At 60.2% G+C, this 24,766-nt stretch carries 19 protein-coding genes; all 19 read right to left on the bottom strand.

The genetic code is table 11. From position 1 onward, the window contains the following. Positions 1–10: 10 nt before the first annotated feature. The 19 genes from HKD21_RS05990 to HKD21_RS05900 all read right to left on the bottom strand — a co-directional run bounded on the left by HKD21_RS05990 (position 11) and on the right by HKD21_RS05900 (position 24,734). A complete protein-coding gene (locus HKD21_RS05990; protein WP_194254678.1) occupies positions 11–583 on the bottom strand; it encodes a nicotinamidase in 573 nt (190 codons plus the stop codon). A gap of 36 nt (positions 584–619) precedes the next feature. After that, entirely contained in the window at positions 620–1,969 is a 1,350-nt protein-coding gene (locus HKD21_RS05985) for a hemolysin family protein (protein ID WP_194254677.1), read from the bottom strand. A gap of 70 nt (positions 1,970–2,039) precedes the next feature. Next, positions 2,040–4,091 carry an NAD-dependent DNA ligase LigA gene (gene ligA, locus HKD21_RS05980; RefSeq protein ID WP_194254676.1) on the bottom strand — a complete coding sequence of 684 codons (2,052 nt, stop codon included), beginning with the start codon at positions 4,089–4,091 and terminating at the stop codon, positions 2,040–2,042. Next, on the bottom strand, positions 4,088–5,809 hold the full coding sequence (gene recN, locus HKD21_RS05975) for a DNA repair protein RecN (RefSeq protein WP_194254675.1): 1,722 nt from the start codon (positions 5,807–5,809) through the stop codon (positions 4,088–4,090). Before recN ends, ligA begins: the two co-directional genes overlap by 4 nt. Before the next feature lie 45 nt (positions 5,810–5,854). Beyond that, a complete protein-coding gene (locus HKD21_RS05970) occupies positions 5,855–6,754 on the bottom strand; it encodes an outer membrane protein assembly factor BamD (RefSeq protein ID WP_194254674.1) in 900 nt (299 codons plus the stop codon). 68 nt (positions 6,755–6,822) lie between these two features. Further along, positions 6,823–7,791 (bottom strand): UDP-3-O-acyl-N-acetylglucosamine deacetylase, encoded by a 969-nt coding sequence (lpxC, locus tag HKD21_RS05965; RefSeq protein ID WP_407646535.1) that lies wholly within the window; start codon positions 7,789–7,791, stop codon positions 6,823–6,825. A gap of 180 nt (positions 7,792–7,971) precedes the next feature. After that, positions 7,972–9,504: a cell division protein FtsZ gene (gene ftsZ, locus HKD21_RS05960; RefSeq protein ID WP_194254672.1), complete on the bottom strand. Its 1,533-nt coding sequence runs from the start codon at positions 9,502–9,504 to the stop codon at positions 7,972–7,974. Positions 9,505–9,561: 57 nt separating this feature from the next. Beyond that, on the bottom strand, positions 9,562–10,959 hold the full coding sequence (gene ftsA / locus HKD21_RS05955; RefSeq protein WP_194254671.1) for a cell division protein FtsA: 1,398 nt from the start codon (positions 10,957–10,959) through the stop codon (positions 9,562–9,564). Continuing rightward, complete coding sequence (locus HKD21_RS05950) at positions 10,956–11,891, bottom strand: cell division protein FtsQ/DivIB (RefSeq protein WP_194254670.1); 936 nt, start codon at positions 11,889–11,891, stop codon at positions 10,956–10,958. The genes ftsA and HKD21_RS05950 overlap by 4 nt, the downstream gene beginning before the upstream one ends. Next, positions 11,891–12,802 (bottom strand): D-alanine--D-alanine ligase, encoded by a 912-nt coding sequence (locus HKD21_RS05945; protein ID WP_194254669.1) that lies wholly within the window; start codon positions 12,800–12,802, stop codon positions 11,891–11,893. The genes HKD21_RS05950 and HKD21_RS05945 overlap by 1 nt, the downstream gene beginning before the upstream one ends. Next, on the bottom strand, positions 12,799–13,719 hold the full coding sequence (murB, locus tag HKD21_RS05940; protein ID WP_194254668.1) for a UDP-N-acetylmuramate dehydrogenase: 921 nt from the start codon (positions 13,717–13,719) through the stop codon (positions 12,799–12,801). The genes HKD21_RS05945 and murB overlap by 4 nt, the downstream gene beginning before the upstream one ends. Continuing rightward, positions 13,716–15,149: a UDP-N-acetylmuramate--L-alanine ligase gene (gene murC, locus HKD21_RS05935; protein ID WP_194254667.1), complete on the bottom strand. Its 1,434-nt coding sequence runs from the start codon at positions 15,147–15,149 to the stop codon at positions 13,716–13,718. The genes murB and murC overlap by 4 nt, the downstream gene beginning before the upstream one ends. Before the next feature lie 31 nt (positions 15,150–15,180). Then, positions 15,181–16,278 (bottom strand): undecaprenyldiphospho-muramoylpentapeptide beta-N-acetylglucosaminyltransferase, encoded by a 1,098-nt coding sequence (gene murG, locus HKD21_RS05930; protein WP_194254666.1) that lies wholly within the window; start codon positions 16,276–16,278, stop codon positions 15,181–15,183. Next, complete coding sequence (locus HKD21_RS05925; protein ID WP_194254665.1) at positions 16,275–17,468, bottom strand: FtsW/RodA/SpoVE family cell cycle protein; 1,194 nt, start codon at positions 17,466–17,468, stop codon at positions 16,275–16,277. Before HKD21_RS05925 ends, murG begins: the two co-directional genes overlap by 4 nt. Before the next feature lie 4 nt (positions 17,469–17,472). Beyond that, positions 17,473–18,819, bottom strand: a complete 1,347-nt coding sequence (gene murD / locus HKD21_RS05920; RefSeq protein WP_194254664.1) for a UDP-N-acetylmuramoyl-L-alanine--D-glutamate ligase — start codon at positions 18,817–18,819, stop codon at positions 17,473–17,475. After that, on the bottom strand, positions 18,816–19,907 hold the full coding sequence (gene mraY / locus HKD21_RS05915; RefSeq protein ID WP_194254663.1) for a phospho-N-acetylmuramoyl-pentapeptide-transferase: 1,092 nt from the start codon (positions 19,905–19,907) through the stop codon (positions 18,816–18,818). Before mraY ends, murD begins: the two co-directional genes overlap by 4 nt. Continuing rightward, positions 19,907–21,280, bottom strand: coding sequence for a UDP-N-acetylmuramoyl-tripeptide--D-alanyl-D-alanine ligase (locus HKD21_RS05910; RefSeq protein ID WP_194254662.1), 1,374 nt, complete (start codon positions 21,278–21,280; stop codon positions 19,907–19,909). Before HKD21_RS05910 ends, mraY begins: the two co-directional genes overlap by 1 nt. Then, positions 21,277–22,740, bottom strand: a complete 1,464-nt coding sequence (locus HKD21_RS05905) for a UDP-N-acetylmuramoyl-L-alanyl-D-glutamate--2,6-diaminopimelate ligase (protein ID WP_194254661.1) — start codon at positions 22,738–22,740, stop codon at positions 21,277–21,279. Before HKD21_RS05905 ends, HKD21_RS05910 begins: the two co-directional genes overlap by 4 nt. An 8-nt stretch (positions 22,741–22,748) precedes the next feature. After that, the gene (locus HKD21_RS05900) at positions 22,749–24,734 is read right to left on the bottom strand and encodes a peptidoglycan D,D-transpeptidase FtsI family protein (protein ID WP_194254660.1); all 1,986 of its coding nucleotides are present in this window, start codon (positions 24,732–24,734) and stop codon (positions 22,749–22,751) included. Positions 24,735–24,766: the final 32 nt, after the last annotated feature.

Below are 24,766 nucleotides of genomic sequence, written 5' to 3'. Positions count from 1 at the left end.
ATTGTGCCCTTCAGAAGGCATTCAGATTTTTCAACAGAACGCCTTGTTTTTCAAGTTTTTCCAGGATGGCTTTTGAATCGGTAGCAATTCCTCGGCAGGCTTCCGGGACGACGTCGGTCTTGTAATCGCAACCCACAGCATCCAGCGCTGTAGCTGTGACGCAGTAATCCAGAGCCAGCCCACAGACGACCACATGGTCTATGCTAAGACCTCTCAATAACCCGTCGAGCCCCGTTGAAGTTGCACGATCGTTGTCGAGAAACCCGGAATAGCTATCCCGTTCCTGCAAGATACCCTTGCGGATGATATGCGTTACGGGCTCGGACCTGAGTGCTTCGGGGAAATCAGCGCCATAGCTGCCGGCAACGCAGTGAATCGGCCAGGGGCCGCCCTGAGAGCTGAAAGAGCAGTGATGTGGGGGGTGCCAGTCCTGCGTGGCGATCACTGCCCTGAACGGGCGTCTGGCAAGCGCGTTGACGGCTTCAAGGATGCTATCACCGCCTGGCACGGCCAGCGCACCACCGGGCAGAAAATCATTCTGGATATCGACAAGGATAAGAGCGGAGCGGCTGAGATCAATCATGTGATGATCTAAGCAGCCTGCGTCCGGCAGAGGAAGTCAGTTCAGACGTGTCACCAATAACTGGTTGATCCTGAAGCCTTCCACGTCAACCACTTCAAACCGGAATCCTGATGACTGCACACTGTCCGCCTTGCGCGCCATGCGACGCAAACGGTTCATGACAAACCCGCCGACCGTGTCAAAGTTTTGGGCATCGTCGAACATGGGGATGTTCAGTTCGCGGATGACATCGCCGATGGGGGCCGCGCCATCGATCAGCCAGGATTTATCGTCGCGGCGGACGATGGCCTGTTCTTCGAACGGGCTGACCAGACCGTCCATCAGCGCACCCATGATGTCCTTATAGGTGATGAGACCGACCACAAGGCCGTATTCGTTAACAATAAGGGCAAAGCCTGCTGAATGCGCCTCGAACTGGGCAAGGGTTTCCCACAGGTTCAGGGTGTCAGGCAGAGAGAGGACATCGCGGCGCATGCGGAAGATCTGGCTGGCGATGGTGGCCAGACCCGTGCTTTTTGGCTGGGGTTCGTCGACGACGGCAACCAGAACGTCTTCTGCGCGAATGGAGCCTATGACTTTGTCGAGGCCGCCATCGCACAATGGATAACGCGAATAGGGCCGAACCCGAACTTTGTCGCGCTGGCTTTCCGGGCTTTCCTGGACGTCCAGAAAGACAATCTCGTCACGCGGCGTCATGGCGGACGTGACGGCGCGATCCTGAAGGCCAAGCACGTTCTGGATCATCTGGTGCTCTTCTTCCAGAAGCACGCCGGAGGCTGTTCCTGCCGCGAGAATGGCGCGCAGGTCTTCAGGGGTTACAGGCTCGACGGTCGCGGCGGCCGGAATTTTAAGGAGCTTAAGCAACCAGTCCGAGATTTTCGAGAAGACCAGAACCGCGGGGTAGAGAACCTTGAGGGCAACAGCCGGGAACCAGCCGACCTTGAGCGCGATCCGGTCAGGCGCGTTCATGGCGATCCGCTTGGGCAAAAGGTCCGCAAACAGGACGAAAAGGCCGGTGATCAGCATAAAGGAACAGGCCGAGCCCAGCTTGCTGGCCAATGCCGGGCTTGTTCCCATCGAACGAAAGCCCGCTGCAATCGGGTCGCTCACCATGGATTCGCTGATGATGCCGCCCAGAACGCCCACGGCGTTCAGGCAGATTTGCAGAACCGTGATGACCTGACCGCTGTTGCGTCGCAGTTTGAGAAACGCGACAGCACGAGGGTCTCCCGCCTCGGCTTTGGAACGAAGGCGCACATCCCGTGCCGCGGCAAAAGAGATCTCCGATAGCGAGATCAGGATGGAGACGCCAATCAGCGCGACCGTGGCGGCTAAGCCCAGTAGGAGGAGAACGATCTGGTGCTGGGAAGAAGGGAGGACTGACATGCGGGAGGCGTTATACCCTGAAAAAGTGAAATATTACCAACTTTCTCACGGTTTTGGTTTTGCAGTTCTGTTACAGTCCCGCCAGCACACGCCAACCGTTCTCATCTGTGGTTTCGATCCCGAGTTCGGCAGCTTTTTTGGCTTTTGAGCCAGCTTTTTCACCCAGAACAACCAGAGACGTCTTTTTCGAGACGCTGTCCGTGACCTGTGCACCCAGACGTTCGGCGATGGCTTTGGCCTCCGGGCGGCTCATGGTTGTCATGGTCCCTGTGAAGACGATGACTTTTCCCGAGAGATGGCCTTCCTGAGGGGCGTCTTCGGGGGTGATCTCCATCAGTTCCGTCGCTAGATCATCAAGAGTTTGGATGTTATGGCTCTCGGCGAAGAAGGCGGACAGTTCGTCGGCGATCGCATCGCCTACGCCCATGATCGCGCCGAGGGCCGCCCGCTCTTCTGAATCCGGACGCGCGGCCAGCATGGCGTCGCGCCAGTTTTTGAAAGTCTGGTAGTGCCGCGCCAGAAGCTGGGCATTGCGTTCGCCGATGCGTCGGATGCCCAGACCGAAAACAAGACGTGCCAGCGGGATCGTCCGTCGTTCGTCAATTGCACGGAACAGGTTGTCGACCGACAGTCGCCCCCAGCCGTCGCGTTGGAGCAGGGCCTCTTCATGAGTGCGAAGGCGGAAAATGTCGCCCGGTGTGCGGATATATCCCGCATCGTGGAATTCGCGGATGCTGCGCTCGCCAAGGCCGTCAATGTCGAAGGCGTTGCGCGAGACCATGTGGATCAGCCGTTCCACGACTTGGGCTTCGCAGGTCAGGCCGCCCGTACAGCGACGCACGGCTTCTCCATGAACACGCTCGGCGAGAGATCCGCAGACCGGGCAGTGATCGGGATAGACGAACGGTTCTGAGCGTGGTTCCTCGCTTGGGACCGGACCGAGGATCTGCGGAATGACGTCTCCGGCGCGTTGAAGACGGACCAGATCGCCAACGCGCACGTCCTTGCGGGCAATTTCGTCTTCGTTGTGCAGCGTGGCACGCGAGACGATGACACCGCCGACATTCACCGGCTCCAGATGCGCGACAGGCGTCAGGGCTCCTGTGCGACCAACCTGAATTTCGATCTCCAGTAGGCGGGTGATGGCCTGCTCAGCCGGAAATTTCCAGGCTATGGCCCAGCGCGGCGCACGACCGACGAAGCCCAGCCGTTCCTGCAAACTAATATCGTCCAGTTTGAAGACGATACCGTCGATATCGTAGTCCAGTCCTGAACGTTCGCGGGCCAGCTTGTCGACATAGGCAGGAATGTCGCGGGCATGGGCGATCATCTCGGAGAGTGGATTGACCCTGAAGCCCCAGTTCCGCAGCTTTTCGAGATAGTCCCAGTGGGTCGCGGCGACGGGCGAGGACGTATAGCCCTGTGAGTAAGCGAAAAGCGAAAGCGGGCGGCTGCGGGTAATTTCGGCGTCCAGCTGTCGCAGAGAACCGGCTGCTGCGTTGCGGGGGTTTGCGAAGGGACGCGCGCCGCGCGCGACCTGCTGTTCGTTCAGAGTCAGGAAGCTGCTTTTGGAGAGGAAGACTTCGCCGCGGATTTCGAGACGCTCGGGAACAGGGCCGGTGAGTTCGTGAGGAATATCGTTCAGGGTCAGAAGGTTGGCGGTAACATCCTCACCTTCGATCCCGTCTCCGCGTGTGGTACCGCGGACGAAGCGGCCGTGTTCGTAGGTCAGGCTGATCGAGAGGCCGTCGATTTTCGGTTCCGCCACGAACTGGAGAGCCTGAAGGCGTTGGTCGTCCAGCCCTAAAAAGCGGCCGACTTTTGAAACAAAACCGTCAAAGCCTTCCGGGTCGAAGACGTTGTCGAGAGACAGCATTGGGAGAAGGTGGCGGTATTTCCCGAAAACGGAATCGGGAGCAGATCCGACCCGCTGGCTGGAGCCATTTTCAGATCTGAGGTCCGGGTGTGCGTCTTCCAGAGCCAGAAGTTCACGTCGGGCCGCATCATAGACGGCATCGGAAACTTCGGGCTCGTCGCGTCCATGATAGGCCTCATCCCACCGTGCGAGGTCCGCTTCGAGTTCAGCGTGACGCTCGGCGGCGGAGACTGGGGCAGTGGTCATGAAATCTGATGTCCAAGAAGGCTGTCGGCGGCCCCGCGGGCCGCGTCGGTAATGATGTCGCCCGCAAGCATCCGGGCGATTTCTTCACGCCGGGCGTCATGGGGCAGCGGTTCGGCCAGTGTTTCGGTCCGGTCATTGCGGATACGCTTGGCGATTCGTAGATGGTGGTCGCCACGTGCCGCAACCTGCGGACTATGGGTGACGACGAGAACCTGTACGTCCTGCGCGACCTTGTGGAGCCGGTCTCCGATTGAGGATGCAGTGGCACCGCCCACGCCGGAATCGACTTCATCGAAAACCAGCGTTCCGATGTCGGAGCGTTCCGCCAGCACCACTTTCAATGCCAGCATAAGGCGCGACAGTTCACCACCCGATGCCACCTTGGCGAGCGGTCCGGGAGACTGGCCGGGGTTGGCAGCGATCAGGAACGAAGCCTGTTCCATGCCCTGACTGTTCCAGTGATCGGGGTCCAGAGGCAGAAGCGAGACGATGAAGCGTGCGCGTTCCAGTTTGACGGGACGCAGTTCTGTACTGACGGCTTTTTCAAGCTTTTCGGCTGCTTTCTGGCGGGCAGCAGAGAGGGTGCGGGCAGCGTCTTCGTAAGCCAGACGGGCCTCGGTCAGGGCCGTCTGAAGGCGGGCCAGTTCGGCGTTGCCGGAATCCAGTGCGCTCAGCCGTGTTTTCAGGGCGACGAGAAAGCCGGGCAGTTCGGCCACGGAAATATTGTGTTTGCGGGCCTCTGCCCGGAGCGCAAACAGCCGCTCTTCCGTTTCTTCCAGCAGACGCGGATCGCCTTCCGTATCTGCGGCAAGGCGACTTAAGAGCATCTCCGCTTCGGCGAGGGCTTCTTCGGCTTTTCCGAGGGCGTCGAGCGCGTCCTGTGCCTGTGTCTGATGGCTGTCCGAAAGGGTTTCCGTTTCCGTCGGGGCTGGCAGCAATCTTGCGAGCGCGCGGCTGGCTGCACGCAGCGCGGCAGCAGGCGCAGACGAGCGCCGGTCACGGGGGGTCAGTTCTGACAGGGCCGCGGCAACGGCTTCACCGCGACGTTCATCACGCTGGAGGCTGACGCGCGTGGCCGCCAGCGCATCTTCTTCGCCTTCCTGTGGAGCCAGACGTTCCAGATCATCGACTGTCTGACGTAGCCATTCTTCTTCGCGGGCGGCGGCTTCCATGTCGGTACGGGCGGCTTTGAGGGCATTACGGGCTGCGGCCCATTGCCGGAAAGCGCTAGCCGTTTTCTCCCGAAGCGGCGGGGCAATTCCGAACGCGTCCAGCAGATCGAGATGAGTGCTCTGATCGGCGAGTCCCATCTGTTCGTGCTGGCCCTGAATTTCCACGAGATAGGCACCCACGCGGCGCAAGAGACCGACGCCGACCGGCTGGTCGCAGACATAGGCACGGGAGCGGGCATCCGGGGTCACGATGCGTCGCAGGACAATCGGGTCCGAAGGATCTTCGCGGACGATGCCGTGTTCATCGAGCAAAGCAAGAACAGGGTGACGGGCGTCGACTTCGAAAATAGCCGATACGCTGGCCTGCGTGGCGCCTGAACGTACGAGACCGCCGCTGGCACGCTCTCCGAGGGCCAGCCCCAGACTGTCGAGCAGAATGGATTTACCCGCTCCGGTCTCCCCGGTCAGGACGGTCAGACCGGGAGCGAGACCAAGATCGAGCTTTTCGATCAGAACGACATCGCGGATCGAGAGATGGGTCAGCATGACAGCAATGTTGGGAGTGTGGCGGCCTGTTTCAAAGGGCCAGTATCAAAAGACGCTGTGCCACATCCGGGAGAAAAACCCATGATGGTCCGCCTGTCCGGGGCGGATAACGGGTTTCTTGAAATCGTTGTTGAGCAGCTTGTGATCCCGAAGATTATTGTAGGCATAACGATACCACTGACTATCGGGATAGTTATAGCCGAGAACGGCAGCCGTCTGACGGGCCTGATCTTTAAGACCAAGGGACATGTAGACTTCCACGAGCCGCTCAAGAGCTTCAGCGACGTGGTTTGTCGTCTGGAAATCCTGAACGACACGCTGATAACGCGTCATGGCAGCTTCGTAGTTGCGTTGCTGCTGATACCAGCGACCGACCAGCATTTCCTTACCAGCCAGATGATCGCGGCACAGGTCGATCTTCAGCTGGGCATCACGGGCATAGGATGTCTGGGGGAAACGGGTGACGACTTCTTCCAGTGCGTCCAGTGCCTCAACGGTACCCTGTTGATCACGTTCGACGTTGGCGATCTGTTCGTAATAGCAGAGTGCTCGTAGATAGAAGGCGTATGCTGCGTCGGGGCTGGTTGGGTGCAGCTGGAGATAGCGTTCGAGCTGCTGGACCGAAAGCGCGTATTCGCCCTGGAGGTAATAGGCATATCCCTCCATCAGCTCTGCGTTGCCCGTGAATCCGGAATAGGGATAATTCTGCTGAAGCAGTTCGAATTCGCCGCCTGCCAGCTCGTAATGGCCCGTATGCAGAGCATCGATGCCGTAATTGTACAGGGTTTCGGCATCTGCGGTTTTGGGGATCGCAGGTTTTTCATGCTGATGCGAGAACATGGAACAGCCGGAGAGCAGCAGAAGCCCGCTGACAGCCGCAGCTCTCAGAATGAAACCACCATTCGCGACCGATGCTTCAAAATGACGCTGAGTGCTGCTTGTCATACCTGCTCTTCCCGTGGAAGCCCGTCTTATATCACGGGAATGCGCTGACGAAAGACCTGCCATGCGTCTCAGGCGGCAACGCGCGTGCGGAGAGTTTTTGTAACAGACCGGGAGGGGCCTGTGGGAAAGAAGCGCCAGTTGGAAGTATCTGAAAAAACAGTACGCAGAAGCCTGTTATTGAGCGTGTGACCGGATTTGTGTCCAATAAAACCGGCCTGCATCCTATGGCCGGCACAATACAGATCACCAATGGCATCAAGTAATTTGTGGCGGGCAAACTCGCGTTCGATTTTCAGTCCAGCAGGATTGAGGATATTTTCGCCATCCACGACGACGGCATTTTCCAATGAGCCACCGCGCGCCAGGCCGATACTTTGAAGGTATTCGATATCCTGCCGGTTGACGAATGTCCGGCAGAACGCAACTTCCTCCATAAAACGCTGCTCGTTGAGCTGCATGGCGTAACGCTGGTTTCCAATGGCCTGAGCGGCGAAGCTTAGAGAAATGGCCAGTGAAAGTCCGCGCTGTGCAGGACGCAGTTCGGCAAAAGCCCCGTCTTCGCCTTCGACGCGGATATTGCGCAGGATTTCGATGACCTGACGGGGTGTATCGAGGATCTTGCGGCCAGCGCACTGGATCAGAAATGCGAAAGCGTCCGAAGCCCCGTCGAGAACTGGTAACTCTGGGCCGCTGACTGCGATCAGGATGTTATCGATCTCGCAGGCATTGAGGGCCGCCATCAGGTGTTCGATTGTGGCTACACGCAGGGATGGATCAGTTTGGCACGCAACGACCGTTGAAAGACGGGTGTCCACGATATGGTCATAGGTCGCTGGAAAAGAGGGAGAACCTTCTTTATCCGAGCGTTGGAACCTGATCCCTGTATTGGCAGGCGCAGGAGAAAGATGGAGATTGACCGTGACGCCGCTATGCAGAGCGATCCCCTGACAGTGGATGGGGTATGCAAGAGTTGTCTGCAGATTTTTCGGGCCGCTGCGCTCTAAGCGGGAAGACGAACCGTCAACGCCTGACGCCATCTCCAGTCGTCCTGCACCAACGCTATTCGCCGTTTTTACACCTTGCTTGGGCGCAACCTGCATAAAGCCTCCGAAAAATCTGGTTCCGGAGACTAAAAAACAGATACCGGACTTTGGTTCCAGTCAACGATTGTTGCCGGATATTACCCCTCTTGTTCGCAGAACAAGAGGGGGTATTGATCAGCGACGCAGATAGGTCGGGATATCCAGATTGGAGTCATCGCCGCCGCTCGAAGGCTGTTCGGGATGCTGTGGAGCCTGATGCTGATATCCGTCGCGTGTGTTTGGCTCAGCGCGTTGTGTCGGCTGCTGGTCCTGTTGCGGCTGAGGCGGACGGCTGCGGAAAGCACCTGTGACCATGCCAAACAGGCTGCGGGGCGGTTCGGCTTGCTGCTGGGGGGCATGACGGGACGGGTCGGAAAACAGCCCGGCTCGGGGGGATGGCTGATGAACGCTGTCCTGTCGTGGCGACTGGCTTTCAGGAGCATGGTGCTCGGGCGCAGGGGATTCCTGCGAAGGCGAGGGAGCTGTGTTGTGAGTCTGTGCCTGTTGGGCATCAAGCGCGAAGTTTGGGCGCGGTGGGCCGCCAGCATAGGTTGAGCCGGGCTGAAAAGACGGTGTGTTGGCACGAGGAGAAGACGTCTCTCTGGGTGCCGACTGTGAGGAAGGGTTCGCGTGGGGCGTGGAAGTCTGAATGGATTCGGGGGGAGCGGACGGATCCTGACGCGGCTGAGTGTCGATACCGGTTGCGACGACAGAGACGCGGACGCGACCATTCAGCTTTTCGTCAATTAGCGCGCCGAAGATGATGTTGGCGTCATCGGCTACTTCTTCGCGGATACGGTCTGCGGCGGCGTTGACTTCGTAAAGTGTCAGATCTTCGCCACCGGTGATGTTGATGAGAAGGCCACGTGCGCCAGCCATGGAAGCGTCTTCCAGCAACGGATTGGAAATCGCACGCTCGGCGGCGAGAACGGCGCGGTCTTCCGCGTCTTCTTCGCTGGAGGCTTCGCCTGTACCCATCATGGCCTTACCCATCTCTTCCATCACGGCCTTGACGTCCGCGAAATCGAGATTGATCAGGCCGGGCGAGACCATGAGGTCCGTAATGCCGCGCACACCCATGTTCAGAACGTTGTCGGCCATCCGGAAGGCTTCGCGGAACGTTGTGTTCTGCGTTGCCGAATTGAACAGATTCTGGTTCGGGATGACGATCAGCGTATCGACGTGCTTCTGAAGCTCGGCAATGCCGTTTTCGGCAGCGGTCGTGCGGCGGCGTCCTTCGAAGTTGAAGGGCTTCGAGACGACGCCTACCGTCAGAACACCACGCTCACGAGCCATTCTTGCGATAACGGGAGCCGCACCTGTCCCTGTGCCGCCGCCCATGCCGGCCGTGATGAAGACCAGATTGGCGCCTTCAAGCTGCCGGTCGATTTCCTGAGCAGCTTCTTCGGCGGCTTCACGACCGATTTCCGGTTTTGCGCCTGCACCCAGTCCGCGCGTCAGATGGGGCCCAAGCTGGACGCGGCGTTCGGCCTTGGAGTGTGCAAGCTGCTGGGCGTCGGTGTTGGCAACGACGAATTCGACGCCCTTGAGATCAGACGCAATCATGTTGTCGACAGCGTTCGTCCCGCCGCCACCAACGCCGATCACGGTAATCCGTGGCGCCAGCTCAACGTGGGAATTGGGAGTAGGGGTAAGGTTCAGCGTCATGATCTGGTCCGGAACTTCAGGAAAGCGACAGGTGAGGGCGTTATGATCTGTAATAGCTTATACATTATTGCGTATGAAGCCTACGAGACGTTTAACAAGTCCGCGAGGTCTTGGTTCGGGGGCGGAAATATCTCCGAAATCCCGATCCGCGCCCGCTGCCCAGGCCAGAAGCCCCGCAGCGGTTGAAAAGCCTGCCGAAGCCGCGGCTGTCTCGGGCAGGCCGTAGATGTTCTGGGGTTTTCCCATCCGGACAGGACGGCCCAGAATACGGGTAGCGACGGGAACGATCCCTTCAAGAAGGGAGGCTCCGCCTGTGAGGACGACCCTGCCATTGGCCAGTCGGCCCAGCCCGGCATTGTCGAGTGATTGCCGGACGAGTTCAAGGGTTTCCTCGATCCGGGGCTGGATGACGGAAATGACCTTGGAACGTTGAAGGCGCACCAGCCGGTCGCTGTTTTCGCCGATCAGGGGAACCGAAAGGATTTCCCGCTGGTCGTCAGAACCCATCTGGGCTGCGCCATACATCGTCTTGAGACGTTCGGCCGTTTCCAGAGACGTTGACAGGACGCCTGCAATATCGCGTGTGACATGCAGGCCGCCGACGCGGATCTGGGCTGTGTGCAGCAGTTTGCCTTCGCAGAAAACAGCCAGAGACGTGGTTCCCCCGCCCATTTCCACGACGGTGACGCCAAGCTCCCGCTCTTCCGCCGCCAGAACCGAAATTCCTGAGGCAAAGGGGCTTGCGACCAGTCCATCCAGTTTGAGTTCTGCATGTTGCAGAACAGCGTCCAGAGTGCGCAGGGCGCTGGAATTCATGTCCACGACATGCATCCGGGTCGCCAGTTCTTCGCATTGATGGCCGATGGGGTCGGCAATTCCAGGGATGGAATCCACGACATATCCGATCGGGAGGGTATGGATGACCTCACGGCCTTCCATCCAGGCCCGGGCCTGTCCTTCCGCAATGAGACGCTGGACGTCTCCGGCTGTCACTTCGCGTCCGCCGATCGGAATCTGCGCGTCCACCAGACGGCTCAGCGGTCTGCCGCATGACAGGTTGACAACCAGTGAGTCCATCCGCCGTTCGGCGGCTTCTTCGGCCTGACCGACCGTCGCCCTGATCGCGGCTTCCGCTTCGCGGATATCCACGATCGATCCTGAACGGATACCGTGTGAGCGGCGCCATCCGTGGCCCAGGACCTGAATGGAACCGTCGGCCTCTCCCTTGCCGATCAGGCAGGTCATTTTCGTCGTGCCGATATCCAGTGCGCCGAAAATGCCCGGGCGCCATGCGATACTGCGATGCGTCTCTTCGGGAGGGAGCGGCAGGATGTCGCGCGGAACACGGTTGACGCTGACATCACGCTCGCCGCCAACAGGGATGAGGGACCGGCCCCTCAGACCGCCCCGGCGCCGGAATGCCGGAAGATCTGACATGGCATTATGGTCGTTCATGGCTGCTTCGTGCCGTCTGCTTGTGGTGGCGGTGAGGACGGATCAGGCTTTGCGCCATCTGGTGACGACGCCGCCTGAGGTGGTTGGTGGACGACCATCCTGTCCGGGAGACGCAGATCGATCGACTGAACCGGACGCTCCAGAAGATGCATGCTCTGCTGGTAACGCGCCAGACGCGCAAAAGCTGCGGCTTCTTCGCCTTCAGGCAGCAAAACGGTGGTGCCGTCCTTGAGCGTCGCATTCCAGCGTCGGCCTCCAACCCGGATCAGGGCCGTAACCTGAGCCTTGACCAGCGGTTCGTGGTTGAGTGCATCAATGACGCTTGCTGCAGCGGTATTGGCACCTTCACCCACAACGAGAGGAAGCTGAAGGAAGGCCTGCGCATTTTTTCCCGTCAGTCCCTGATCGGGAACTTCCTCACCAACGCGGTTGATGAGCATAAAATGCCCGCGGTCCTGCCAGACGGCAATCGGGGTACGCTCGACAAGCGTGATGATAACGGTATCGGGCATGTGCCGTTCGACCGTAGCGTGATCGATAAACGGCAGTTCATCCAGCCTCTGACGGGCGGCTTCGACAGAGAACCCGAAAATCGGATGTCCGATGGAGGTCCCCAGCGCTTCCTGAATTGAGGATTCGCTCGTCATGCCGCGACCGTTGATGACGATGTGGCGGATGGGCAGCGGCTCCATTGCGACCAGACGTTCGCGCAGGGGGGCGAAGCGTTCTTCCGAGGCTGCGTCATAAAGCAGGCGCATACCTGCACCTGCCAGCCCCATCACGACCAGAAACACGATTGCAGGCCGGACCAGCCGCCGTTGCCGGCGCCAGAACAGCTTTGCCCGGGAAGGACGATCTTCCTGCGGCGGAATGCCGCCGGAATAACGCTCCCGGACAAAATCGTTTTTCTGAAAGGACGGGTCTTCCCGCATCAGCGCGTCAGTGCCTCCCGGACCATCCAGTCACACAGGTCCGGATAGGGAATACCGCAATAGGCGGCCTGTTCCGGCAACAGAGAGGTTGGCGTCATGCCCGGCTGTGTGTTGATTTCAAGGATGACCAGCGTGTCGGTATCCTCGTCGTAACGGAAATCGGTGCGGCTGGCGCCCTGACAGCCCAGCGTCTGATGAGCGCGCAGGGCGTAGTCGAGCGCGCGATCAGTTACGGTCTGTGGGATGTCTGCGGGAACGACGTGACGCGAGCCGCCAGCCTTGTACTTGGCTTCGAAATCATAGAACGCGGCCGTTTCGCAAGGCAGGATATCTGTGACGGCGAGGGCACGGTCTCCCATGACGCTGGCGGTCAGTTCCCGGCCAGGAATGAAGCTTTCGACCAGTGCGTCCTTTCCGAAACGCCAGGTCTGCGCAATTTCAGCGCGTCGATTATCTCCGGATCGGACGATCTCGACCCCTACGGACGAGCCTTCGGCGACGGGTTTGATGACATAGGGTGCGGGAAGAGGATCGGCTTCGGCCAGTTCCTCGGCCGTGATCACACGTCCCTGCGCCACCGGCAGACCTGCTGCGGCCAAAAGGATGCGGGTAGCGCCCTTGTCCATGGCGACGGCAGAGGCGCGGATTCCGGAATGCGTATAGGGAAGACCGAGCCACTCCAGAACGCCCTGAATGGCGCCGTCTTCGCCGCCCGGGCCGTGCAATGCGTTGAAAACGACGTCCGGAGCAGCAGATTTCAGACTGGAAATTGTCGCGGCAATATCAGCGCCGACATCGATCGGCGTGACGTCATGACCTGTGTCACGCAGGGCCTTGATCACGGCCTCGCCAGTGACGAGGCTGACGGGGCGCTCGCTGGATGTTCCGCCCAACAGGACTGCGACTTTCATAGCGTCTGCTCTCCTTCGGACTGACGTCCGATCCGTTTGATTTCCCAATGCAGACTGACGCCGCTTTGCGCCAGAACTTTTTTGCGCACCGTTTCGCCCAGCGTTTCCAGATCCGTGCTGCTGGCCTGTCCCAGATTGAGCAGAAAATTGCAGTGTTTTTCGCTGACCTGCGCATCTCCGATCCGAAGGCCGCGGCATCCGGCTCCGTCGATCAGTTGCCAGGCTTTGCGGCCTTCGGGATTGCGGAACGTGGAGCCGCCGGTTCGCGCACGGACGGGCTGTGAGGCTTCGCGCGAGGCTCGGATATCTGCAATGCGGCTGCGTATGGCGTTCGCATCATCCGGCGTTCCGCGCAGACTTGCCCGTATGACCACGCTGCCTTCGGGAAGCTCCGAATGGCGATATGCAAAGCCAAGTTCTGCGCGGGAGAGACGGCGCAGCTCGCCTTTGTCCGTCAGGATCTCGGCCCATTCGAGAACGGCATCGAGATCCGATCCGTAAGCGCCCGCGTTCATGCGGACAGCACCACCGATCGAGCCCGGAATGCCAGCCAGAAACTCCAGACCAGCGAGACCGGCTGCGGCGGCATGTTCAGCTACGGTGATGTCCAGTGCCGCGGCCCCAACGATCAGACTGTTACCCTCAACCTCGATATCCGCGAACCCACGCGCCAGACGGATGACCGTGCCTGCGATGCCGCCATCCCGGATGATGACATTCGAGCAGGCACCCAGAACCGTAACCGGCATGGATACAGGCTTTTTACGCAGGAAAAGTGCCAGATCGTCCTGATCTTCAGGGGTAAAGACCCAGTCCGCCGGACCGCCGACGCGGAACCATGCGCGCGGGCCAAGAGGGGCGTTCGGCGTCAGTCTTCCCCGCAGGCCCTTGACCGGAAAATCGCTGCTGTCCGTCATGCCGCGCCTTCGGTTGCGGGCTGGCGGTTCAGAGCTTCGAGCTGGGCAGGGAGCGCTTGCGCCCACTGGGTGATGGTTCCGGCGCCAAGGCAGACAACGTAGTCACCAGGCTTGGCGATGGCATTGATCATTTCCGGCAGATGTGCGGGGTCGGGGAGTGGCACGACGGAGCGGTGGCCACGATCGCGCAGACCTTCGACGAGTGCGTCGCGGCCCGCATCTTCGATGGGGCTTTCACCAGCGGCATACACGTCTGCCACGATCACCGTATCGGCGTCGTTCATGCATGTGCAGAATTCGTTGAACAGGACTTTCAGGCGTGAATAACGGTGCGGCTGCACGACGGCGATGACGTTCTTTGCGCCTGCCTGACGCGCGGCTTTCAGAACGGCTGCGATTTCAACAGGGTGATGGCCGTAGTCGTCTATGATGGAAATGCCGTTGTAGTCGCCGGTGCGCGTGAAGCGGCGCTTGACGCCTTTGAAGGTCGTCAGGGCAGACGCGATGACGGAATCGCTGATTTCCATTTCAAGGGCAACAGCGATGGCGGCCAGCGAGTTCAGGACGTTATGGTGCCCGAGCATCGGCAGGCGGAACGGACCCGCACGGCGTGAGCGGTTGCGCTGGCGGTTCGTGACCACGACCTCAAACGTGGCGCCCCGCTTGTCCATGACGACCTTTTCAGCGCGGATATCGGCCTGCGGGCTGAAGCCATAGGTGATGACGCGATGATCGGACAGGCGCGGGATCATCTGCTGGACCTGCGGATGGTCCACGCACAGGACGGCAAAACCATAGAATGGGATGTTGGAGACGAACTGGTCGTAACCGGCCTGCATGGCCTCTTCCGTGCCCCAGTGATCCAGATGTTCCGGGTCCATGTTCGTCACGACCGCGATCACGGCAGGTAGACGCAGGAAAGAGCCGTCGCTTTCGTCTGCCTCGACCACCATCCAGTCGCCCGAGCCCATGCGCGTATTGGTGCCATAGGCTTCGATGATGCCGCCATTGATGACGGTGGGGTCGAGTTTTGCATGTTCCAGAACACAGGCTACGAGGCTGGTCGTAGTAGTTTTGCCGTGCGTGCCACCGATGGCGACGGACCAACGCAGGCGCATCAGTTCGGCCAGCATTTCCGCACGGCGGACGACCGGGATGAGCTTGGCACGCGCCGCCACGACTTCGGGGTTGTCTTTCTTCACTGCCGTAGAAGTGACGACAACCTGTGCATCGCCCAGGTTGGCTGCGTCATGGCCGATATGAACGACAATTCCGGACTGACGCAGGCGTTGCACATTCGCACCCTCCGCGATGTCCGAACCCTGCACCCTGTAGCCCAGCATGTGCAGCACTTCGGCAATGCCGGACATGCCGATGCCGCCGATACCGACGAAGTGAATGGTTCCGATGTTCAGGGGCAGGGCGCGCATGGGGCAGGTACTCTTGGGTAGAAGCGGAGGATCAGGGACGAAGAGCGGATTCAATCAGATCCGCGACTTTTGCGGCAGCATGAGGGCGCGCGCAGGAATGAGCGGCTTTTGCTGCATTTTCGAGTTTTTCAGGATGGGAAAACAGGTCTGTCAGCAGACTGGTCAGAGCTGCGGGCGTGAAATCCGGCTGGCGGATCATCCAGGCGGCACCCGCATCCACGAGCGCCTGACCATTTACGCCCTGTTCATCGGAGGCCGCGATAGGAAGCGGAACGAGAATGGAGGGGCGGCCGGACATGGTCAGTTCCGCGACCGAAGAGCCGCCCGCGCGACCGATCACCAGATGTGCGTCTCTGAGGCAGGTGGACACATCCGTGAAGAACGGTGCGGCTTCGACTTCGATACCGGCTTCCATATATACGGCGCGGACGCGGTCCAGATCGTCGGCTTTGATCTGCTGAGTCACTTTGAGGCACTTGCGGAATTCTTCGGGAAGGGCAGCGAGGGCCTGTGGAACGATCTCGGAAAATACACGTGCTCCGAGAGAGCCGCCCCAGACCAGAAGATTGATCCGCTCTTCGGGAGTTGCATAGGTGCTTTCGAAGAGCGCTTCGATGCCTGCGCGTACAGGCATGCCAGTGAGCGTCGTCTGTGCGTTTTGCGGGAGGCGCGCGACTGTCGCGTAGGATGTGGCGATCAGCGGAGAAAAGCGGGAGAGGAAGGCATTCGCCTGTCCGAGGACCGCATTGCCCTCATGAATGACCATGCGGGGCCGCTTTGCGGAGGGTAGGAACCGGGACGCGGTCAGGGGGGGGATGGATGGATAGCCGCCAAAACCGACGACGGCTGCCGCATCAAGGGATTGGAGGACGCGACGTGCTTCTCTTATGCCGCGCAGCAATGCGAGCACGCCCCGGACTTTTCCGCCAAGGCCTTTGCCTGCCACACCAGCACCATCCAGCACATATTGCGGGAGGTCTTTGAACAGGCCCGTGTCCCGACGTCCATGCCGGGCGTCGGTCATGAGCACGAGGTCATGGCCCCGTTCCGCAAGAATGGTCGCGACGGCTTCCGCTGGAAAGAAATGCCCCCCGGTACCTCCGGCGGCGATAACGATGGGGCGGCTCACGGCGCATTCCTTTCAAATAACGGGTTTTGGCCGTAAGACGCAGAGGCTCTCTGACCGATTTTACCCTGGCCGACATGATGGCGGGTCAGGGCCAGGACCATCCCCATGGTCAGGGCGATCGACATCGCCGAACTGCCGCCATAGGAAATGAAGGGGAGCGTCATGCCCTTTGTCGGGATCAGATGCAATGTCGAACCCATGTTGACGAAGGCCTGAAGGCCAAAACCCGTCACCAGTCCCGTTGCTGAGACAATAACGAACGGATCGTCTTCATGCATCAGCTTGAGGAGGGTCCGCAAAACGATTGTTCCGAAAAGCAGAATGATGATCACACACAGGATCAGGCCGTATTCTTCACCAGCAACCGCAAAAACAAAGTCGGCATGGGCGTCGGGCAGCAGGTCCTTCACCCGTCCTTCACCGGGGCCGCGCCCCAGAAGACCGCCGTTTCCAAAGGCACGCAGGGCAGTGTCGATCTGGTAGTGATCACCGACATCGGGATGCAGGAAGCGCTGGACGCGGGACTGGACGTGCGGAAAGACGATATAGGCGACCGCAAAGGCCCCGGCCATGCCTGCAACGCACAATCCGACCCAATAGAGCTTAAGGCCATCCACGAAAAGCTGGGTCATGAAGACCATCGTGATGACGGAGAGCATTCCGATATCAGGCTGTGATTTCAGCAGAAGCAGGATGAAGCCGAAGCATAGGAACGCAATCAGCATGCCTGGAAACGCGATATTGCCCCAGATGACGACAGAACGTCTTGCGGAGAGCAGCCATCCCGTCACGACGGCAAAGCAGGGTTTGAGGAATTCGGAGGGCTGCACGGACATCATTGGGAGCGCGATCCAGCGGCGCGCGCCCTTGATTTCCATGCCGTGCACCAGCGTCATGGCCGTGGCGCCCAACGCGATAATCCCGCCGATGATCGCCAGTCTTTTGATCGCCCTGCGGGACAGATATGACGTGCCGAGCACGATCCCTCCAGCCAGCGCCAGAAAGATCACCTGCTTGAGAATGAACATGTTGCGTGAAGCGCCGATGCGTGACGCCACTGCGGGGCTGGCGGCGAGCATCAGCACATAGCCCAGTCCGATCAGCAGGCCGACGCAGGCCAGCGTGACGCGGTCAAGGTTTCGCCACCAGCGGGCGACAGCGGAGGTCTCGACACGGGACAGTCCCGACATGGTGTCAATTCTCCAGCTTTTGCATGAGCGTGGTGCCCGAATGGTATGATTTCACAATATTATCGCAAATCTGAAGAAAGTGTGACCCACGATCCTCGAAACTGCGAAATTGATCAAAACTTGCACAGGCTGGCGAGAGCAGGACAACCGGGACAGTCTGGGCGAGAGCCGCACTGAAGGCTGCCGGGACGGCATTCTCCAGCGTTCCGCACTGCTGGAAAGGCACATCGTGTATAACCAGTGTCGCAGCGAGCATGTCAGCATCCTGCCCGATCAGAAAAGCCTGTGCGATATGTCCGAAGAATGGTGCAAGGCTCTCGATACCGCCCGCTTTTGCAACGCCGCCCGCAATCCACATGACCCTGTCATACGAGGCAAGGGCCTTAGAGGCAGCTTCGGCATTTGTGGCCTTGCTGTCATTGATGAAGGACACGCCGTCGCATTCCGCGACTTTCTGCAAACGATGTTCCAGGCCGGGGAATGATTTCAGACCGTCGCGGAGTGCTGCCTCATCAAGGCCAAGATGACGCGCAATGGCACAGGCAGCGCCGACATTCTGGGCATTGTGTCTGCCCGGAAGGGCCGGACCCTCGAAGGAGGGCAGGGTATCGGCATCCAGTTCCATGACCTGTACACCGCGCGCTGCAACCTGTGATGCAATGGCGCGGCACCAGTCATCATCTGTGCCGATCACGGCGAGGTCACCGGAGCCCATATTGTCGAACACATGTGCCTTGGCAGCGGCATATCCGGTCATGTCTCCATGCCGGTCCAGATGGTCGGGCGTCAGGTTTAGCAGGCAGGCCGTGCTGGCATGAAAGCGGTCCAACCGTTCGAGCATGTAGGATGACATTTCGATCACATAGACGCCGTCATCGGACAGGAGCGGCAAGGCCAGAGACGCTGTCCCCAGATTGCCGCCTGCTACGCAGGGGCGCCCGGCCATCGTAAAAAGATGGGCGATCAGGGCTGTGGTCGTTGATTTGCCGTTTGTGCCGGTGACGGCCACGAACGCGGCTTTTGAACCGGATTCCCGAACGACTCGATACAGGATTTCGGCATCGGACAGGATCTGGATGCCCTGCGCGCGGGCGAGCTCTGCGACTGGATGGGCCTTCGGCCGGAGGTGCGGAATGCCCGGAGACAGGATGAGAGCCGTCATTCCGGACAGATCGGTCAAGGGAGCGAGCGTCAGGTTCGGGTGTGCAGGCAGATCGGCATTGCGATCGTCCCAGGCCTGAACCTGTGCGCCCATTCCGAGCAGGGCATGGACGACAGCCGCGCCGTTGCGCCCCAGACCGCAGACGGCATAACGCTCGCCTGCAAGAAGATTGGATGGGAAGTCGTTCATCGCAGTTTCAGGGTCGCAAGGCCGCACAGGCCGAGCACAATGGAGACGATCCAGAAGCGGATGACGATTTTAGGTTCCTGCCAGCCTTTTTTCTCGAAATGGTGGTGCAGCGGCGCCATGAGAAACACGCGGCGTCCCGTACGTTTGAACCAGAAAACCTGAATGACGACGGAAAGAGTTTCGGCCACGAAAACGCCGCCCACAATGCACAGGACGAGCTCATGCTTGGTGGCGACGGCGATGGCGCCAAGTGCTCCGCCGAGGGACAGCGAGCCGGTATCGCCCATAAAGACAGCCGCAGGCGGGGCGTTGAACCATAGAAATCCGAGGCCTGCGCCAATCAGGGCCGCACAGAAAACCGCCAGTTCGCCCGTACCTGGAACCGGGTGCAGTTGCAGATAATCCGCAAAAACGTGGTTGCCGACCAAATAGGAAATCAGGGCGAAGACAAGTGCAGCGATCACGACCGGCACGATGGCCAGTCCGTCCAGCCCGTCCGTGAAGTTTACGGCATTGCCGAAGCCAGTGATGGCGATCATTGCGAAGATCGGGAATGCATAGCCCAGCGGAAGCAGCACATCCTTGACGAACGGAAAAGCCACCATGTTCTGCAGTTCCGGTGGCGTCAGATATTGCAGCCAGATCCCGGCGATCAGCGACGTCAGGAATTCGCAGCCCAGCCGGGTGCGTTTGGACACGCCGGTTGTGTTGCGTTTGGAGAGCTTCAGGTAATCGTCCGCAAAACCAACGGCTCCGAAAGCTGCCGTTGTCAGCATGACAGCCCAGACGAAGCCGTTTGTCAGGTCCGCCCAGAGCAGGGTCGCCGAGAAAAGCGCAATCAGGATCAGCATGCCGCCCATCGTCGGCGTGCCGGCTTTTTCCAGAATATGGCGTTCTGGTCCGACAGAGCGGATCGGCTGGCCTTCGCGCTGGATCCGTTTGAGTTGTGCGATGAAGGGTTTGCCCAAAGTCAGCGAGATGACCAGCGCCGTCAGACAGGCGCAGCCCGAGCGGAACGTCAGGTAATGGAACAGGTTGAAGAACCCGCCATGAGACGTATCGTGAGCGGCGATAAGATTGAAAAGCATCAGGCAGAGACCGGGCTGGAGGCATTGTCGAGGGCTGAGATCACGTCGCGCATCCGGCTGCCGAAGCTGCCTTTTACGAGCAGGAGATCACCGGGGCGGAGGGCGTTGAGAAGCACAGGCGCGAGAGAGGCGGCATCGGCGGCGTAACCTCCCTGAAGCCCTTGGGGAAGTGCGTCGTAAAGAGCGCGCATATGGGGGCCGCAGCAGAACGTAAGAGCATTTGCGGTCTGCACGGCGTCCGCCAGAGAGCGATGTTCGGCATCGGCAAATGTGCCGAGTTCGCGGATGTCTCCGAGGGCTGCGGCATGCCGCTGTGCCGGAAGGAGAGCGAGCGTTGCCAAAGCGGCGCGGACGCTGGGTGTGGAGGCGTTGTAGCTCTCGTCGAGCAATCGCACGTCGTTCAGGATCGTGCGGATCTGTCCGCGCCCTGCGCCCGGTACGAAACTGCTCAGGGCGTGGGCTGCTGCTGCGACGTCTTCGTCAAGAGCTACAACTGCACCGAGGGCCAGAGCCGCGTTTCTGGCAAGATGCTCGCCGGGCGCGATGAGCGTCACGTTCTGCTCGCCGCAGGGAGTGTGGAGCGAAAAATGGCTGCCTTCCGCCGCACAGTTCAGGTCTTCAAGGCGGAGTTCCGCTGTTACAGAGAAGCCGGACCGCCAGAGGGTGCAACCTTCTGGAAGAGCGTCGGCAAAAATTGTCTGTCCATGAGCATCATCGGGAACAATCGCGATCCCTTCGGCAGGAAGGGCGCCGAACAGGGAGGCTTTTTCCCGCGCAATCGCTTCGATGCTGCCCATATGGCCAAGATGCGCCGTGCCGATCGTAGTGATGATGGCCACATCGGGACGGACCTGCGCAGCAAGGGGCGCGATTTCTCCCACATGGTTCATGCCGATTTCGCTGATACAGAAGCGCGCGTCCTGCGGCAACCGGGCCAGCGTGAGGGGAACGCCCCAGTGATTGTTGTAAGAGGCGACAGCGGCATGGGTCGGGCCGATCGCGGATAAGGCGACCTTCAGCATGTCTTTGGTCGTTGTTTTGCCGACGCTCCCGGTAATGGCTACGACTTTTCCGCGGAAACGGGAACGTGCGTAGCGGCCCAAGTCCACTAGCGCGGTCATGGTGTCGGGAACAATCAGAAGGCGCGGATCGTTCAGACCGGCGGTGTTATGCACGAGGACACAGGCTGCGCCCTTGTCCAGAGCCTGTCGGACATGAGCGTGGCCATCGCTACTTTCGCCGCGAAGGGCGATGAACAGGTCTCCGGGCGCGAGCGTGCGGGTGTCGATCGAGATGCCCGTGACGCTGACGTCCGCTTCAAGCGTGCCAGCTGTCGCGGTGCGCAGGTCTGCGCTGGTCCACAAAACGCTCATGCTGCACCTGCCAGTTCGCGGAGGACGAGACGATCGTCGAAAGGCAGGATGTCCGTGCCCACGATTTGTCCCTGTTCGTGCCCTTTACCCGCTACGATAAGGATATCGCCGGGCTGCAGGGCCTCAAGTCCGGCTGCGATGGCGTTACGACGGTCCGCGATTTCCACAGCATTCGGGCAGGCCGCGCGGATTTCGGAGCGGATCGTCATGGGATTTTCTGTGCGGGGGTTATCGTCTGTGACGATGGCCAGATCCGCCATGCGTGCAGCGACCTCTCCCATCAGTGGGCGTTTGCCGCGGTCACGGTCACCGCCTGCGCCGAACACCACGACCAGACGGCCTGTCGTATGCGGGCGCAGACTGGACAGGACGCAGTCAAGGGCATCGGGCGTGTGGGCATAATCGACATAGGCTGCGGCACCGTTGGGCAGTTCGACCGCACGTTCGCAGCGTCCGTGGACGCCTGTCAGGCGTGGCAGCAACTCGACAACCTGCCGGGCATCGGAAACATCATTCGTCCAGCACATGGCTGCGGCCAGCATTACGTTGTCGGCCTGAAAACGGCCCGGTAGAGACAGAGATATTTCGGGCAGCTCCTCGCCATGCAGCGCCAGACGGAGGATTTGACCGGAGGGCGTGGGACGGGCCTCGATCAGCCGAAGGGCGGTGCCGTTGCATCCGACGCTACGGAGTTTCAGGTTTCTGCGGGCTGCAATCGCCTGAAGGGCCGCGAAAGTCTCGCTGTCCATATCGGCATTGACGGCTGCGATGCCACCAGCGGGCAGGACTTTGTCAAACAGGCGTAGTTTGGCCGTGCGGTAGGCGTCCAGCGTCAGATGATAGTCAAGATGGTCGCGCGTCAGGTTAGAAAAGCCAGCGGCCGTCAGGGTGATGCCGTCCAGGCGGTGCTGTTCCAGCCCGTGCGAGGAAGCTTCAAGCGCGACATGATCCACCCCGTTCCCGGCCAGTGCGGCAAGAGTCTGAGCGAGCGAAACGGGATCGGGTGTGGTGAGGCTTGGAGGGGCGGGGATTTTTGTATCCGACACAAGCCCCAGCGTTCCCAGACTGGCCGCACGGTTTCCCTGAAGAATCCAGAGCTGCCGGAGGAAGTCGGCCGTGCTGCTTTTCCCGTTTGTCCCTGTGATGGCCGCGATGCAGGAGGGCTGGGGGCCGGCGAGGGCGAAGGCCATGCAGGCCAGAAGATGCTTGGCATCCGGGCGCACGATTACAGGAACTCGGCCTGAAGTTTCTGCGGCGTCATGATCGACGATGACCGCTGCGGCGCCCTGCGAGAGGGCCTGCGCGATGAAGGCGCTTCCATTCTGTTTTGCGCCGCGCAGAGCAAAGAACAGCGTACCCGGTTTGACGCCGCGGCTGTCGGCCGTCACGGCCAGAATATCAGGATCGTCCGACAGGGCGTGTGATGTGCCACAGAGGGCAAAGAGCTGGGAGAGGCGCATGGGACGGTTCAGTGCTGTGTCTTGGAGGGCGGGGTCTTGGGTGTATGTGCCTGATTACGTGGATCGCCAGGGTCGTTTCCGGGGCCGAGCGCATGATAGCCGGGAGGAACAGGTGGGTTCATCGGAATGGCCAGGGAGGCGTCGATGGCGTCCTTGTTCGCAAGATCCGGGAACTGGTTAAGGATCGGACCGACGCGTGAAATGATCCTCTTGACCGTTGGGGCCGCATTCCATGCTGCAGTCGTCCAGCCATGCGTTGCGGCCGTTCCCTGTGGGCTGTCGAGCATGACATAGACGGCGTAATGCGGATTGTTCATCGGGAAGACGCTGGTGAAGGCCGAGACGTTGACGTGCTTCAGATAGCCTCCATGCGCGCCGATCTTTTCCGCCGTACCGGTCTTGCCGCCGACGTAATAGCCTGGAACCTCGGCGGACTTTCCGCTTCCCAGTGTGACGTCAAGCCGCAGCAGCTTGCGCAGGAGTGCGGAGGTCTGTTCGGAGAGGACCCGCGTGCCCACAGGGGTTTCGGCGCCGATTTCGTCACTGTCAGCACCCGGACGATATGCGACCGGGCGCAGCTGTGCTGCATCAGCATCGGGTGTTGGTTTGCTGTCGTCTTCGGTATCACGGGCTACCAGCGTTGGTTTCAGTAGAATGCCGCCGTTTACGGTCGCTGCTGTACCGCGCACGATTGCCAGAGGTGATTCGGCCACACCGTGTCCGAAGCCGACCGTCATGACAGTGGAAATGCCCCAGTTACGGGGTGCTGGAACAAGCGGACGTCCGGCTTCGGGCAGTTCGACGGGGACACGGTTGAAGAATCCCATGTTCCGCAGCCAGTCCTGCTGCCGTGTCGCACCGACATCAAGCGCGATATGTGCGGCGGCCGGGTTGGACGAAAAAGCCAGAACGCCGGGCAGGGAAAGCCAGGGCGCGAAATGATCCGTTCTCATGTCCCGAATGGTGAAACGGCCGACCCTGATCGGAATGGTTGAGAAACGGTCCCATATATGAACGACACCGAGTTGCAGGCCCATTGCGGCAGTCTGAAGCTTGAAGGTTGAACCGGGTTCGTACATGCCGGTGACGGCGCGGTTGAAGCGCGCATCATTGGGCGCATGGCCGAAATCGTTGGCGTCATAATCGGGCAGGCTGACCATGGCCAGAATTTCACCGGTGCGCACATCCATGACGATCGCGCTGGCGCCAATGGCGGAGAACTCGTCTTTCGCGGCCTGAAGTTCGTCATGCGCGACGGTTTGCACACGCACGTCCAACGACAGGCGTAGCGGAGACTTGTCGGAGTTCAGGCGCTTGTCGAAATACCGCTCCACGCCCGCAATGCCATGATCGTCGATATCGACGCTGCCCATGATCTGGGCGGCAGTGCGGCCAAGCGGATAGTGACGGCGTTCGCCCGCTTCGAAATAGATGCCCGGAATGCCCAGATTGTTGATGGCGATTTCCTGAACGGGGGAAATATCGCGTGCCAGATAAACGAACTGTTTTTTCAGCGACAGACGTCGGATCGTCTCATCCCGATCCAGTTGTGGGAGGACTTTGCGGAGTTTGTCTGCTGCGTCTGCCGGGTCGATCAGTTCCATCGGGTTGGCATAAACCTGCGCCACGGGCAGCGAGAGCGCCAGAGCCTGACCGGTCCGATCGGTGATGGTGGCGCGCTTGACGGTCGGCAGCACGAAATCGCCTGACATTTCTCCGCGCGGATCGCTCTTGGGAATTTCAGGAACTTGCGGGGCGATCTGACGCTTTTCCGGCTCCATGGGCATCAGGACTGTGGCGACGGTCGCCTTGAGGGCCACAGCGCCATAAATCGCGAGAAAGCCCATCCCGACGCCGAGAAGGCGACCGTGCATCTGGTCAAGATTCAGGCGGATGCCTCTCCGTGATCCCGCACCTTTCCGGAGACGTCCTGACGGCACATCCTGACGCGCGGGGCGCTGCGAACCGGAAGAAGGTGGCACGTCCTGTGGCATCGTGCGGGGGTGCGTCCTGTTAAAAGGCTCGC

The sequence above is a fragment of the Gluconobacter cerevisiae genome (assembly GCF_015244675.1).
GTDB lineage: Bacteria > Pseudomonadota > Alphaproteobacteria > Acetobacterales > Acetobacteraceae > Gluconobacter > Gluconobacter cerevisiae.
This window is presented reverse-complemented; position numbering and strand designations above follow the sequence as displayed.

Coding starts and splice junctions, on each gene's coding strand:
- HKD21_RS05990 (WP_194254678.1), bottom strand. CDS start 583: ATGATTGATCTCAGCCGCTCCGCTCTTATCCTTGTCGATATCCAGAAT.
- HKD21_RS05985 (WP_194254677.1), bottom strand. CDS start 1,969: ATGTCAGTCCTCCCTTCTTCCCAGCACCAGATCGTTCTCCTCCTACTG.
- ligA (WP_194254676.1), bottom strand. CDS start 4,091: ATGACCACTGCCCCAGTCTCCGCCGCCGAGCGTCACGCTGAACTCGAA.
- recN (WP_194254675.1), bottom strand. CDS start 5,809: ATGCTGACCCATCTCTCGATCCGCGATGTCGTTCTGATCGAAAAGCTC.
- HKD21_RS05970 (WP_194254674.1), bottom strand. CDS start 6,754: ATGACAAGCAGCACTCAGCGTCATTTTGAAGCATCGGTCGCGAATGGT.
- lpxC (WP_407646535.1), bottom strand. CDS start 7,791: ATGGCGTCAGGCGTTGACGGTTCGTCTTCCCGCTTAGAGCGCAGCGGC.
- ftsZ (WP_194254672.1), bottom strand. CDS start 9,504: ATGACGCTGAACCTTACCCCTACTCCCAATTCCCACGTTGAGCTGGCG.
- ftsA (WP_194254671.1), bottom strand. CDS start 10,959: ATGAACGACCATAATGCCATGTCAGATCTTCCGGCATTCCGGCGCCGG.
- HKD21_RS05950 (WP_194254670.1), bottom strand. CDS start 11,891: ATGCGGGAAGACCCGTCCTTTCAGAAAAACGATTTTGTCCGGGAGCGT.
- HKD21_RS05945 (WP_194254669.1), bottom strand. CDS start 12,802: ATGAAAGTCGCAGTCCTGTTGGGCGGAACATCCAGCGAGCGCCCCGTC.
- murB (WP_194254668.1), bottom strand. CDS start 13,719: ATGACGGACAGCAGCGATTTTCCGGTCAAGGGCCTGCGGGGAAGACTG.
- murC (WP_194254667.1), bottom strand. CDS start 15,149: ATGCGCGCCCTGCCCCTGAACATCGGAACCATTCACTTCGTCGGTATC.
- HKD21_RS05925 (WP_194254665.1), bottom strand. CDS start 17,468: ATGTCGGGACTGTCCCGTGTCGAGACCTCCGCTGTCGCCCGCTGGTGG.
- murD (WP_194254664.1), bottom strand. CDS start 18,819: ATGAACGACTTCCCATCCAATCTTCTTGCAGGCGAGCGTTATGCCGTC.
- mraY (WP_194254663.1), bottom strand. CDS start 19,907: ATGCTTTTCAATCTTATCGCCGCTCACGATACGTCTCATGGCGGGTTC.
- HKD21_RS05910 (WP_194254662.1), bottom strand. CDS start 21,280: ATGAGCGTTTTGTGGACCAGCGCAGACCTGCGCACCGCGACAGCTGGC.
- HKD21_RS05905 (WP_194254661.1), bottom strand. CDS start 22,740: ATGCGCCTCTCCCAGCTCTTTGCCCTCTGTGGCACATCACACGCCCTG.
- HKD21_RS05900 (WP_194254660.1), bottom strand. CDS start 24,734: ATGCCACAGGACGTGCCACCTTCTTCCGGTTCGCAGCGCCCCGCGCGT.